Below are 13,472 nucleotides of genomic sequence, written 5' to 3'. Positions count from 1 at the left end.
AGTTATGTTAATTCTTTTCGTCTATGTTCGGGGATTTGTTCCCACTCAATTTCCTCATACATGGTCTGTCCTAATCTAGAAATTGCCTTATGTGGTTTACCTTTTTTCATGACAATTTGTACATCATCCGTAATCATCGGTAATGTTTTCTTTGCAAAAGACGGTGTTTTAACTTCTCGCTGTAAGTGTTCCTGCTCTTGCATGTTTACTTCTATCGGTTCACGTTTAACAGTTCGAGAGAACTTACCTTCCGACTTCTTTGTAACAGCAGATGCAATTTCACTTTTAACTTCTCGCTGCAATTCTTCTAAACTTAAATCGCTCCCTGATCGTGAGATAAGTTCCATGTTTAACTTAATTAATACATCCATTTGTTGTTTCATTGTATTAACAGATTGCGTTAAACCTTTCACTTCTTTTTTCAAAAGTGATACATGATCCTTACCTTTTCCTTCTCTCATTTTTTCATCTAATAATACAATGGCATGTCGCAATACATCTGCTTCCTTTGGATACTCTGGGTACTGCTTAAGAAAGTCTTGTACGATATCAACATGTATTTGATTCCCTCTAAATTGAAATAACTTCACATAAGTCATTTATTACACCTCTACTCTTCTTTTAACTTTATCATTGCAGCCACAAGTTCATTTGTAACATCTATATACTCTTGCAGCTTATCACTCTGTCTATCTAATGTTATAGAAACATTTGTAACTGCTTCATCAAATTTATCTTCTTTATTCCTGCTATATTCTTGGTCAAAATGTTGTTCGAACATCATATTAATGTACTCCCAACGATAGTAAGCTCTCCCTAACTTCTTTCCAATTTCCTTACACCTTTTATCAATTTCAGCTACATAACGTGGATTAGCCTTCCGAACATGAATTTCCATATACCCACCTACTTTATTTTTCTTTATCAACTAACTATGCATAATTTCTAACCAAACAGATCGTTTATATCCCTTCTAATTAGATATAAACTCAACTAAAAGCAAGGAAGAAAAAAAGAGCATAAGGAAACCTAATCCCACTTTGAGGTCAAAGTGGTGAGATAGGCTGTGCCTATCAGGTTTCTAAAGCTTCCTAACTGGGACGCATTTTTTCAGATTGTATGTCTTTTGTATGCGTTTTTTAGCACTTCGTATGCGTTTTGTATGTGCCTGTATGCGCTTTGTATGCGTCTAAAATGCACCTTTTTATATCGTTTTTTTCTTCTCACTCAACAATTGAATTTTCTTTTCTTTCATTTTGATGTCTTCTTTTAACACATCAATTTCCTTTTGATGGTTGTTAATAGTAGACTCATTTGAATTGATTGTGTTTTTTGTTTTCACTTTTTCGCCCTCTGTTTGGTACTCCATTTCTTTTGTTAACTTTTCATTTTTGATTTTTAATTGCTTCATAGCTGAAGCTTTATCATCAATTTTCTTCTCCATTTCTTTCATTTCTTTTCTCAATCCCTGTTGCGAAAATGCAAGATACTCTTTTTCATAGAAATCTTTCGATTCCTTTTTCAATTCTTTGTTAATCAATTTTTCATTTTCTAAAACGTACGTTTTCAAGCTCCGTTCCTTTAGATCATCCACGTCCGTTTGCAATTCAGGATGAATATATTCAGGCTTCACAACCGAAGATACAACACCAAATTCTTCAGGAACATTTTCACTAATTACCACAATGTAATTATCACTTGCCCGATAAACCTTCGTTTTTACGTTATTATCTTTTTGTTTAATGTATTTATTCTCTACTTTGTATTTCATATTACTTAGAATTTGAGAGTCATTATCTGCCCTTAACTCATAATCAATTCGTAGCGTTTGATTGTCTGGATTGTATTCCTTTTTCGCAACTGAAATCTTTACCGTTGAGGACAAACTCTGATACTCGCCTATTTTCATTTCTTCAAATTTGTATGTCGCTCCACTAAAAACAGGAGAAATACAAAGTACAAAAAACACTGTAAAAAAGCTTCCTAAAGTAAATAAATACGCCTTCCTTTTTGTATTTGCAGGCTTTCTACCTTCCTTATTCATTCCAAAATTAAAATTCATTTTGTTGTTTCTCCTTTCACATTTACTACGCACACTTGAGCGTGAATGTTTTCAAGTTTATAATTTGTATACTTTTCTTTCCCATTAACACTAGACTGATATTCACGTACAATGAGCCATTCCACTTTTTCCCCAAAGTTATAATCAAACCATGTTATCGGGATTTCAATAAACTGATCTTTTCGAATACCCTTCTTTTTTCGTAGACTTAAAATTAAATACCTACCTTCTTTTACATAATCATGATTGGGTTTTAGTTCACTCAAAAGCATGATGTTACTCCTTCCTGTTAGATTTATTTGTTAAACGAAAAGCCCCATACTAGTTAGTAAGGGGCTTTTCGTTTACATCATTTTCTATTCATCGTTTCACTGGATACGGATTATACTCTACAACTTTAATTTCTTCTCCTTGCTTTTCTTCGCTTCAACCATTTCAGATACCAGTGTGTTAATGAGTTTAATATAATCGGAACTACTTTGTTCCAATAGCCTAATTTGTCCTTTTGTCGGAAGCAATTTAACTTTGACCGTGATGGTTTGTGTCACAAATTTCACCCTCTCGTTTTTTGACTTTCAACATAATGTTGTATTGTTTCACTTGATACATTCTCAGCAGTAGGGGTAGCGCCACATGCCCATCAAGCTAATATTTTAGAGTACCCCCAAAACGAAAAAAATGAACTTAATTCTCATAAATAAATAATAGAGAGAAAAATCCGTTTTAGTTTATTTCAAAACCTTAGGTCGATGGATGTGTGGTGCTATTCTCTATAATAAGAAGTATAATTTCATTAGAATTTTACCATTCTTTTTATTCCTCACTTAATATTTTCACCAGAACTGAAAAAGCTGTCCCAATAAGGATGTTATTCAACAAACCTTTAGGACAGCTTCATTTTGAAATCTTAATCTTTTTTTGGAAGAACAATTCCTTTATATAATTGAACTGTAATGAAGTAGTAAATCACGTAAATAACTACAAAAATAACGATTGGAAGCCATACACGGTAGTACGGATTAATTAAGAAATACGAAAACATATTCATACCAACTAATACGTGGACAATACCAACCATTGCTGGAAATAAGAATACTAAGAATAACTCTTTATAGATTGACATCGTTAATAATTCACGGCGAACACCGATTTTACGAAGCATTTGATAACGTGTAATATCGTTGGATGCCCCAGATAGAACTTTAAACATTAAACAACTTGCCATCATCGCTAGGAAAGCAATGCCTAAGAAGAACCCCATAAATACAGTTCCACTTGAGATACCGTAAATTACAGAATACCCAGAGTACTTACTGAATAAATTCAACTCATCTTTTACATTGTTATATTTAGCTAGTTGTAACTCGTCAAGTTTTTTCCATTCTTTTGTATGTGTTACAAAATCATCAGATTCCCCAATTAATACCATACCTTCTTCACCTTGTAGGCTATCATACATTTTTTGATTTACAATTTTAATGGTATGATCAGGGTGAACATACTCAGGTTCAATTGTACGGAATCCCTCATTCCACATTTGTGGCATCTCTTTTACATCAGGCCCTTGTTCTACATTTGTTCCTGAAATCGCTCCTATTGGAAGCTCTTCAGAAATACGTTTGAATTTACCTGCACTTTCTTGTCCTTCGCCGTCTCGTACAAGCGGGCGATTTTTATCTAAGTCTTCTTTTAAATAGTAAACAAATTTATCATCTGTTTTGTAACGATATTCATTTTTCTCTTTAAATATAATACCATCTAAAATTTTCTTCTCTTCTTTGTTTGGATTATGAATCACTACATCATAATGATTAAAACTGTTTACTGAAAGCATAACGTTATTTTTAAACGCCATACCGCCAGCGATCGCTCCAGCCCCCAGAGCTACTAACATTGTGACTGTTGCTAGTACTTTAGTTAGGCTATTAATACGGAAGTTTAACTGTGCAAAAGTAAAGGCATTCAGTCCTTTTTCACTACGTTTTTTATTACCCTTTAATTTTTTAATAATGAGCGGTAGGAATGTTCCAAATAACATGTAAGTTCCTGATGTTACTGTGATTAAAGCGATAATAATTCCATTTTGCTTTAACTTATCCATGTAAATCATAGAAGCATAGCCAATTGCTAACAAAATAATTGCTAGGACTGCAATAACAACTGTTTTCGCTCCTCCTACAGATGTACGTTCTGTCTTAGAACCTGCATGAACAAGTTGCAGGACGGAAATACGTGATAGTTTAAAACTATTCATAATCGCGGAAAAAACAAATAATACAAAAAAGAAAAGACAAGTAACATTTACTGATGGAATATAAAGTGCTTGATAACCACTGGCAGTAAAATCAAGCTGTTTCATCAGTAACTGACCAACACCTTGTGAAAGGCCTATACCCATCGTAATCCCGATTACAAGAGATGCGATCCCTAATACAACTGTTTCAATAAACATAAGCATTGTCACCTTATGTTTTTTTGCGCCTAACATCATATACATACCGAACTCTTTTTGACGGAGCGATAATAAGAAAGAATTCGCATATAAAATATAGAAGAAGGTAATAATCGCAAGTAAGACTGAACCTGCATAAAAGACGAAAACAATAGGGCCAAGTGTAGAACTTTCTTTAAGAAAAGATTCATTCAGTGCTAGCGTTTGGAACATATAAAAAATAGAAATCGACATGATAAGGCCAACAAGTAAGACAATATAATCTTTAAGCTTACTTGTTAGACCTGACATAGATAGTTTGAATAACATGGTTTCACCTCCGTTTTTATGCTGTTTGTGTACCTAAGTCTGCCAGTACATTTAAAATTTCTTTATAGAATATTTCACGATCAGTTGTACGATGAAGTTCCTTATATAGCTCTCCGTCTTGAATGAATAAAATACGTTGACAGTAACTCGCACTAAATGGATCATGTGTAACCATCATAATAGAAACATCTTGTTCTTCATTTAAGCTTGTCATTGCATCTAATAGACTTGTTGCATTTTTAGAATCAAGCGCTCCTGTTGGCTCGTCTCCTAAAATAATCGCTGGCTCATGTACAAGCGCACGCGCTGCTGCTGAACGCTGTTTTTGTCCACCAGATACTTCAGATGGATATTTTTGAAGGATTGCTGAAATCCCTAACATCTCCGCTACCTTTTCTACTTTTGGTCCAATTTTACGTGATGGAACACCTTGAAGTGAAAGTGGTAGAGCAATGTTTTCATAAATTGATAGGTTTTCTAACAAGTTAAAGTCTTGGAAGATGAATCCTAATTTTTGAGAACGGAAATCAGAAAGTTCTCCTTGCTTCATTTTTGTAATATCCGTACCTGCAATTTCAACTGTACCGCCAGTTGCGTTATCTAATGTTGAAATTACATTTAATAACGTTGTTTTTCCTGAACCCGATGGTCCCATAATTCCAACAAATTCACCCTCTCGAATTGAAAATGAAACACCTTTTAATGCATGCGATTGGTTCTCCCCCTTTTTACCGTATACTTTTTGAACATTTTTAACATCTACAACTGGTTTGTTCATAATCTTATCCTCCTACGCTTTGTTTGTTCCTTCGTCATTTTGCTCTACTTCGACATAATCCGCTATCAATTAACATTACATTCACCTTACATTTTTGTAATATACTAAAAATCATCCGAAATAATTTGAATTCCATCCCTTTCTGTAGTCAACATTGAGGGTTAAGAATTTTTTATTATTTGGGTCGAACTAGTTTTTGCATGAATAGTAGTGTATCCACACTATCTAATGGACATCATTGTATGTATCATTTCTTCATTATTTGCAGAAAAAGGTACAGCACGCTGTGTCTTTTTCATCGATATTATTTTTGATTTCCACTTAATTTTTTTCAATATATTTTCTGGAATATCTTCTTTCTTAATAACCGTCACATCATGCATTCTTGTATCGCTGCCTTTTTTCACTGCTTTGATATATGTCCCAATTGGAAAATTTTGACCAGAACTAAAGCCTAAGTCAATTTTGTTTAAATCTTTATCATATCCAATTAAATCATAACCATAATGTTCTACATTTTCAGGTGCATTAGAATCTCGTTGTGCATCTTCTTTGACTACACCATACACGTCTGTTTTACTTGCAAAAGGACTATAACGATCCCATTGTCCACAACCAGCTAATCCAATACTAAATAAAACAGTTAAAATTAATAAACAAAAACTTTTTTACTCCTTCTTTGTCTGTTTTTCAGTGCTATGTTAATATAACATCTATACAAAGAATCTACTCTTACAACAAGTGCAGTCTAACCTTACATTTTTGTAAGATTGTCGAAAGGTTTATCGATAGTGACAAAATGGATTTCCCTGTATTTTATTAGTGAAATAACAAATATTATGTCATGAGGTGATACATATGAATGGAAATAGATTATTAGCTGCTTTTTCATACTGGAGTGTTCTATTTGCACCTATTTTGTTCCCAATTATTGTTTGGATTATTGGAGAACCTGAAACAAAAAAGCACGCTAAACGTGCTTTGTGGACACATATTATTCCTAGTATTGCTACTTTTATAGCACTTATTGTGTTAGGAATTATGGGAACCGGTTCCCAAGAGCCAGATGTAACACTGGGTATTGGGGCAATTATCGCAGTATGTATTTGTAGTATTATTAGTTTATACTTCTTTATTTGGAATATTGTAAAAGGTATTAAAGTGATTAAATCATAAAAAAAGAACGGTAAAACAATCAGGGATAACGAGTCAAGGAATCGGTTCCAAAACAACTTTTTATTACTTGCTCACTGTAATGATTCAGAAATATATTGCTAGTATTGTGATGAATGGTAAACGTCATAGCGTTGTGACAGTAGCGATATTAGGGTTTTCTATAATCTTAACAACTATTTTCTTTATATTAGTTTAAATTCTTACAAAAAATCATCCTTCAACAAGGATGATTTTTCTTATTTGTCAAATACGACCAATAATAATTTCTTTATTCTCACTACTTAAAACTTACATTTCCGGAGTTATCTTTCTATTTTTCAATAGGATAGTATTTCACAAGAATTAGGTTAACCATGTTTTATAAACAAGACACTATATCTAATAGAGGTAGCACCACATCGCTATCAAGCTAACAAAACAAGATTCCCCTAAAATAAAAAAATACGCTATTCTTTCTGTAGAATCATAGGAAAGGATGGCGTGTTTGATATGAACTTATCGATTTTTGATGAATTAGAATTGTTTTCTAGTGAGTTGCAACGATATATGTCACCTGATGCTTTAGAGCAATTAGCTAGAAATGTAGGATTTGTGAAACGAAAAAGTAAATACCGTGCACAAGATTTAGTGGCTCTATGTATTTGGTTAAGCGAAAACATAGCAAACACTTCATTGACACAATTATGTAGTCGATTAGAAGCTAACACAGGCATTTCTATGAGTCCAGAAGGACTCAATCAACGCTTTAATTCTCAAGCTGTCCAGTTTTTACAACAACTCTTAGCACATTTACTTCATCAACAATTTTGTTCTTCGAGCAAGATTCCAACCTTGTATACAAACTACTTTCGACGTATTCGTGTATTGGATTCTACGCATTTTCAGATTCCGGATAAATTCACTTCTACATATCAAGGTTCAGGTGGTAGTGGTCAAAATGCTGGCGTGAAAATTCAACTAGAATATGATTTGCTAAGTGGTCAGTTTCTACATGTTCATGTAGGATCAGGAAAGCACAACGATAAAACTTATGGTTCTACTTGTTTAACATCCCTTCAACCGAACGATGTATGTATACGTGATTTAGGATACTTCGACTTAAAAGACTTACATACGATAGAAGAGTGTAATGCTTATTTTATTTCAAGATTAAAGCTCAATACACGTATATATCAGAGGAATAAAGAGCCTGAATATTTTCAAAATGGAACCATAAAAAAGCACTCTGAGTACGTCCAATTAGATATGGAGCAATTCATTGACCAATTACAGTCAGGCGAAACATATGAAATTCCTGAGATTTATATTGGAATGTATCAAAAACTTCCTGCAAGACTAATTGTGTACAAATTAACTGAAACGCAAATGAAACGTAGACAAAAGGATTTAGCATCTAAAGAACATAAGAAGCAAATTACCTATACAGAACGCAGTAAGCGGCTTAGTGCAATTAACTTTTATATTACGAATATCCCTTCGGAATATCTACTAAAGGAACAAGTATATGATTTTTACTCCTTACGATGGCAAATTGAATTGATCTTTAAAACATGGAAATCATTTTTTCGTATTCATCACTGTAATTCTGTAAAATTAGAACGTTTAGAGTGTCATTTATACGGACGATTAATAAGCATCCTTCTTTGTTCCTCCACCATGTTTCAAATGCGCCAATTACTTCTCATCAAGAAGAAACGAGAATTAAGCGAATATAAAGCGATTTATATCATAAAAGATTATTTTTCACTCATCTATCAATCTTTACAAAAAGACGCCCACGAATTAACAAAGATATTGTTTCGTCTGTTCAATCTCTTACAGAAAAACGGACGAAAATCCCATAGGTATGAGAAGAAAACAATCTTTGATATCTTAGGCGTCGTATACAACTTTTCTATGTCTCACAATCATGTAGCGTAATCTAAAAAATTGAAACCCGATAGGGTTTATTTGGTATGCAAATCTTTAAAGAAATTACACTGGATTTTTAGAAAAAAGAAAAAATCTCACGTGAAATTAAACTTATATAATCTTAGCTTGATGGGTATGGGGTAGCGCCAACATTTTGCGGATTTCGTACGCTAAAGGATAATCGACTTTTTTAGTTGAACGAAATTTGTAATTTTAAAAGGGCTTAATACACAAAATTATAATTAAATGCCTTAAAATGCGCCTGAATTTATTGTGTTTTTTGTATATACATAGGAAATATAGTTTTATTTAATAACATACTCTGTTTCTTCTAATTCATCTATGCCTTTTTCTTCAGTTCTTCAAAATGAACATTTATAAAAGTACCCGCCATTAATAAAGCTATACCTACAGTCACAATACAATTCAATATTTTATACATAATTATTACTCAGTTTACACTGATTTCATTTGGTAAAATCATTATACTGCTTAGTCTCATGGTAAAATATAGATATAAATTAGAAAGGAGCTTTTCTATATGAATGAAAAATTGCGAAAACACATAGAACTTGTACAAAATACCAATCAATTAGCACAAACAGCAGCTGAATTATCACAGAATGCAAATAAATTAGCGCAAACTTTGGGGAATGTGTCAAAAATTCCTATTTTAGTCACAAACCCTTTCGAAAATCATGCGCTTTTCCCCCCCCTTAAAATCCCTATGCTCTCAGAGACTATGGAAACTCTTAAAACTCCTATAATCTCCGAAGCTATAGAATCTATGAAACAGTTAACTGAAACAAATCAAAAATTAGTAGATAGCGTTCAAATTGGTGCTCAATTTAGTCAGATTTTCGCAAATACTATGTCTGAACAAATAGCATTCCAACAAACTATAGAATCAATGACTAAAAGTATATTCAATGATTTTGATTGGAGTTCTATTCGAGATAGCTTACGTAGTCAACTCGAAGAATATGAAATTAAACTAAAAAAGTTTGATAAAGAACTATGGGCAATAGATGCCGAGTTACTAGATACTTTTGAGGACAAATCAAGGGAGTTTAACTCCAATGCTATCGAAAAATATGTTGAAGATTCTCTCGATTCATATATTAAATTCTTTATGACAGACGATCTTTATTCTGATTATAAACTAATAATTGAACAAGCATATAAAGCTTATAGAAATGGCGATTATGCATTGACTGTCTTTCCTTTATTCGCTGTAATTGACAATTTAATATCCAATACTTTTTCTGCCTATCAAATAGATATCCAATTAAAACCGTCTTTAAGAAAAAATAAAGATAAAATCTTTTATAAAGTAAAAGATTACGTGGAAACAAACGAAGATGAACTTGCCTTCTCTCTAATGTTTTTCCGTAGAGTTTTTAATGTGTATAAAAAAATATTTCAACCTTCTTGGAACAATCATCCAAATCAAATTAATCGTAATTGGATTATGCATGGTTCTTTTACATATGATGAAATAACTAAATTAGACACGTTAAAGCTCTTTCAACTTATTAAAGCTATTGAAATTGTTAAAAGCATATCATTTGAACAAGATAAACAAGAGGTTTCATGAATAAGATTGTAGTTTTGCGGTACTGGTGCTATAAGTGTGAGTAATGAAAAAAGAGCAAACTGTATTTTTTACACGGTTTGCTCTTTTTTCATTTTTCTTAGCGTACAGAATCCGCGAAATGTTGTGGCGCCCCCTTCTATGTCTTATGGCACAAGTACATACGATGTATCTTTAAATTTGTTATGTAATTTTCTAGAATCATCTAAAAAATCACCAATTGGCTGAATGCTAGGAGTACCATTAGGGACATATTTTCCATAGAATTCCTCCAAATTTTGTTTTGCATTGCTAATGGCAGCACATTCATCAACAGAAAAATGCGACGACCAATCCTCCGGAAGTGGTAAAGTACTAGGAAGTTTTTTTAAAGCTGCCTTCAAATCATTTTCATTAGGTAAATTTATAAGTTGATTAAAAGTCCGTAATACATTAGCTGTAACTTCCCCTCTAACAATTATTTTTTTTTGTTCTTCCTTTTGCTTGTTTTGATCATCTAAATCTTTTTGATAATTTAAAGCTGCCTCAGCTAGCTTAGCAGAATCCTTAGCAGCTGCCAAATTAAACAACTAAAAATTCCCGTTACTAACACACCTAGCGCACTAACGCCCAGGCTAAATAAACTTATTGTAGTGTCTTCCATTGAATAACTCCCCCCTCAATTACTTGAAAATTTAATTTTACAATCATTCTCCACTTCTTAATTGCTTTCTTAACTTCCTATTCCCCACATACAAATAGCCTTTTGTCTCATAAGGCCCATGCTTAAAATATGTATAACTACCTTTAAAAATCGTTATTTGACGCTTCTCAGTCTGCAACAGTACCCAATATTTACTTTCATCCAACACAACGCCTGATACATTCTTACCGCTAGGAAAATAAACTGTAATTGTATCCCCCACAGAAAATACATACTCAGTAGGCTTTTGATAATTAGCTAATTTCATTTCCTCGGTATAGAAGTCATTCGTTAAAAGTAATGGATCATGCTTCACATGTGTAACATAAGATAAAGCACCCTTCATGATTGTATAGTAATTCTCTTTTTCAGTTTTCACATAAAGATAATAAGCATCCTCAGACAGTAGAGTTCCTTTTATCCCCTTACCATCTTTAAATACACAACCTATCATTTCACCAATCTCAAATACAAATGACGTTTTCTTATCTCCCTCGCCAAACTTAGGTGATCTTTCTTCAACAGTTGGAAACTCTTCATGCCTTATATATTTTACTTCAGAAAAGTTAACTGTTACTTGATACGTAGCATCGTTCCCCTCCACATCAAGAACACAATAATATTCTTCAATTGTTGTTACTTTTCCCTTTAACAATTCATCGTAATTAAGTAGCTTTATATCTACAGTAGCCCCCCTCATAAATACATAAGAGTGTCTGTAACGCCCTCTACTATCACGATCTATAGGATAATTTTTACTCAAATGAAGCACCACCAATATTCTAATTTTCTAGTAAACCACTATAAATTTCACATACCATAATGAGTATAAAACCCTATTAGTGTAAGACTAAAGCTCCAAGAATAAGAGAAACATAAACTATGTAATTCTGTAACGCTATAGCTAGCTGACCAAACCATGTATCGTAGATATAATTATGTATTGGCAGAGTGGACAATTAAAAATTAACCAGCTGGTAGCCCTTCTAATATGCCGTATAGTGTTTCTTCTTCCGCCATAGCGTTACTTGTTTTTGCTTGTCCAAGAACATTACCCATTTCAGGGAACAACTCTTGTAAGTAGCTTAAATAACTCTCTCTTCTTTTTCCATTTTCTTTTAAAGCGAATGTAATTAGCATGCCGATTGTAGAGAATCCTGTTTTTGCTGTTTTTCCTTTTCCCTCAACCGTTTTATGGATTTTTGTACTCTTCTTTAGAACCGTGTTTAATGTGCTGCGGGGAATGTTAAGGGCTTCGCACAGTTCTGATTGTGTAAAGTATAGCACAGGTTTATTCTTTGAATTCATGGATAAGAAAGTAATAATGTCAGCTTCCCATTCATGCCAATGACTACGCACACGATCCTTACGTTGTTTCTTATGTTTCTTCCACAATACTGAAGGTGCACGAAGAGCTGAAGTTTGTCCACCCACACCGTATGTTTGTAATAAACGCTCTATGTAATCTTTATGTGCTGCCTGATACTTTCCAGAGTACGCAGACATAACAATTCCTCTAACTTCACTATGTTCCAATGGTTGCTCTAGGTTACTATTGAACTGATCCATTAAGTCCATTGTGTCTTTAATAGCATACTGACTTTGGAAACACGCTAAAGAAAGGGTGAAAATCGCATTGTTTCGCCCTGCTTTCGTTTGTTTTGGAGATACATTTGTACAACTAATCACTTGTTTGAACCATAATTCATCCATTTGCTTCGGCTGCTCTACAGGAGCGTTTTTAGCAAAAGGACTCTCTATCACATTATGAAACTGTTCATTTCCCTTGTTGTCGTCTTGGCGCTTGCTCCACTCTTGTAATTCCTTGAATGTATACACATTTTCCTCAAAGAACATCACAACATTTTGTCCTGAAGGCATTCTGAAGAACCCAAAGTGATTGCATGTTAAATCCACGTTTGGCAAACTCTCAGCAAACATTTCACGTAGGTTTTGAGAGATACGTTTCGCTGATTTAATAGCTATGAAATTCTTGTTATTTGATACGTACACAGCTCGATCTAACACATAATACACTTGATAACCCTTCGTTGTTTCAAGAATCATAGTCGGTACGCCAAAACCTGCATTAAGTGCCACATCATTGATTGCAGTCATAGGGAATGACTTTGAATCAATATCAATAACAAAGCAGTTGATTTGTTGTAGGTTCTTTTCAGTATGCCCCACAATTGTACGAAGACCATTTTCACCATATGTACCGAAATTATATACATTAGGTGTCCAGTGTGAAGCCTGTCCAACATGATCCAGTACAGCTTCTTCAGAAGATAATACTACACCCCTAGTTCCAAACTTGGCGCTTAAATCTTCTTTCTTACGAGTAATAAAAATTGATCCTTTTTTATTCTTCTTACCATTAAGCACTTTGCTTTCAAATTTCTCTTGATTTGCAATAGATACTAATCCAGCTTTAGAGTTTTTAGATTTATATTTTCGTAATCCTTTATGTAGTATTAATTTAATAGCGCTTTGTACTGTATTCAT

Annotated in this window: 13 protein-coding genes and 1 pseudogene; 3 read left to right on the top strand and 11 right to left on the bottom strand. The window is 33.4% G+C overall.

Annotated elements, in window-relative coordinates:
* Positions 1–2 precede the first annotated feature (2 nt).
* From MKX66_RS30150 to MKX66_RS30115, 8 genes and pseudogenes are all read right to left on the bottom strand, one after another.
* On the bottom strand, positions 3–599 hold the full coding sequence (locus MKX66_RS30150) for a hypothetical protein (RefSeq protein ID WP_098839615.1): 597 nt from the start codon (positions 597–599) through the stop codon (positions 3–5).
* A gap of 11 nt (positions 600–610) precedes the next feature.
* The gene (locus MKX66_RS30145) at positions 611–898 is read right to left on the bottom strand and encodes a hypothetical protein (RefSeq protein ID WP_000402459.1); all 288 of its coding nucleotides are present in this window, start codon (positions 896–898) and stop codon (positions 611–613) included.
* Positions 899–1,204: 306 nt separating this feature from the next.
* Positions 1,205–2,062, bottom strand: a complete 858-nt coding sequence (locus MKX66_RS30140) for a hypothetical protein (RefSeq protein ID WP_016099591.1) — start codon at positions 2,060–2,062, stop codon at positions 1,205–1,207.
* Positions 2,059–2,334 (bottom strand): DUF5513 family protein, encoded by a 276-nt coding sequence (locus tag MKX66_RS30135; RefSeq protein ID WP_016099592.1) that lies wholly within the window; start codon positions 2,332–2,334, stop codon positions 2,059–2,061. The genes MKX66_RS30140 and MKX66_RS30135 overlap by 4 nt, the downstream gene beginning before the upstream one ends.
* A gap of 123 nt (positions 2,335–2,457) precedes the next feature.
* Positions 2,458–2,610: pseudogene (locus MKX66_RS30130) on the bottom strand (RNA-guided endonuclease TnpB family protein); the annotation flags it as partial.
* A 359-nt stretch (positions 2,611–2,969) separates the two neighbouring features.
* Entirely contained in the window at positions 2,970–4,823 is a 1,854-nt protein-coding gene (locus tag MKX66_RS30125) for an ABC transporter permease (protein WP_340780500.1), read from the bottom strand.
* Between the two features lie 16 nt (positions 4,824–4,839).
* Positions 4,840–5,601, bottom strand: a complete 762-nt coding sequence (locus MKX66_RS30120; RefSeq protein WP_340780501.1) for an ABC transporter ATP-binding protein — start codon at positions 5,599–5,601, stop codon at positions 4,840–4,842.
* A 221-nt stretch (positions 5,602–5,822) separates the two neighbouring features.
* On the bottom strand, positions 5,823–6,170 hold the full coding sequence (locus tag MKX66_RS30115) for a hypothetical protein (protein WP_445662203.1): 348 nt from the start codon (positions 6,168–6,170) through the stop codon (positions 5,823–5,825).
* Between the two features lie 289 nt (positions 6,171–6,459).
* Here MKX66_RS30115 and MKX66_RS30110 point away from each other — a divergent pair, with 289 nt between their 5' ends.
* The 3 genes from MKX66_RS30110 to MKX66_RS30100 all read left to right on the top strand — a co-directional run bounded on the left by MKX66_RS30110 (position 6,460) and on the right by MKX66_RS30100 (position 10,285).
* Positions 6,460–6,777 carry a DUF4870 domain-containing protein gene (locus MKX66_RS30110; RefSeq protein ID WP_340780502.1) on the top strand — a complete coding sequence of 106 codons (318 nt, stop codon included), beginning with the start codon at positions 6,460–6,462 and terminating at the stop codon, positions 6,775–6,777.
* A 489-nt stretch (positions 6,778–7,266) separates the two neighbouring features.
* Entirely contained in the window at positions 7,267–8,697 is a 1,431-nt protein-coding gene (locus MKX66_RS30105) for an IS4 family transposase (protein WP_341085439.1), read from the top strand.
* A gap of 532 nt (positions 8,698–9,229) precedes the next feature.
* Positions 9,230–10,285, top strand: a complete 1,056-nt coding sequence (locus MKX66_RS30100) for a hypothetical protein (protein ID WP_341088176.1) — start codon at positions 9,230–9,232, stop codon at positions 10,283–10,285.
* Positions 10,286–10,428: 143 nt separating this feature from the next.
* On the opposite strand, the gene MKX66_RS30095 is transcribed toward MKX66_RS30100, so the two are convergent.
* The 3 genes from MKX66_RS30095 to MKX66_RS30085 all read right to left on the bottom strand — a co-directional run.
* Positions 10,429–10,842 carry a hypothetical protein gene (locus tag MKX66_RS30095; RefSeq protein ID WP_341088175.1) on the bottom strand — a complete coding sequence of 138 codons (414 nt, stop codon included), beginning with the start codon at positions 10,840–10,842 and terminating at the stop codon, positions 10,429–10,431.
* Between the two features lie 126 nt (positions 10,843–10,968).
* Complete coding sequence (locus MKX66_RS30090; RefSeq protein WP_341088173.1) at positions 10,969–11,727, bottom strand: hypothetical protein; 759 nt, start codon at positions 11,725–11,727, stop codon at positions 10,969–10,971.
* Between the two features lie 203 nt (positions 11,728–11,930).
* On the bottom strand, positions 11,931–13,472 hold a 1,542-nt coding region (locus MKX66_RS30085; RefSeq protein WP_341088171.1), incomplete at its 5' end, for a primase C-terminal domain-containing protein.

Source organism: Bacillus sp. FSL R9-9530 (assembly GCF_038008145.1).
Classification (GTDB): Bacteria; Bacillota; Bacilli; order Bacillales; family Bacillaceae_G; genus Bacillus_A; species Bacillus_A mycoides.
Note: the sequence above shows the minus strand (reverse complement) of the source record. Positions and strands in the feature narration are given on the sequence as shown.

Coding starts and splice junctions, on each gene's coding strand:
- MKX66_RS30150 (WP_098839615.1), bottom strand. CDS start 599: ATGACTTATGTGAAGTTATTTCAATTTAGAGGGAATCAAATACATGTT.
- MKX66_RS30145 (WP_000402459.1), bottom strand. CDS start 898: ATGGAAATTCATGTTCGGAAGGCTAATCCACGTTATGTAGCTGAAATT.
- MKX66_RS30140 (WP_016099591.1), bottom strand. CDS start 2,062: ATGAATTTTAATTTTGGAATGAATAAGGAAGGTAGAAAGCCTGCAAAT.
- MKX66_RS30135 (WP_016099592.1), bottom strand. CDS start 2,334: ATGCTTTTGAGTGAACTAAAACCCAATCATGATTATGTAAAAGAAGGT.
- MKX66_RS30125 (WP_340780500.1), bottom strand. CDS start 4,823: ATGTTATTCAAACTATCTATGTCAGGTCTAACAAGTAAGCTTAAAGAT.
- MKX66_RS30120 (WP_340780501.1), bottom strand. CDS start 5,601: ATGAACAAACCAGTTGTAGATGTTAAAAATGTTCAAAAAGTATACGGT.
- MKX66_RS30110 (WP_340780502.1), top strand. CDS start 6,460: ATGAATGGAAATAGATTATTAGCTGCTTTTTCATACTGGAGTGTTCTA.
- MKX66_RS30105 (WP_341085439.1), top strand. CDS start 7,267: ATGAACTTATCGATTTTTGATGAATTAGAATTGTTTTCTAGTGAGTTG.
- MKX66_RS30100 (WP_341088176.1), top strand. CDS start 9,230: ATGAATGAAAAATTGCGAAAACACATAGAACTTGTACAAAATACCAAT.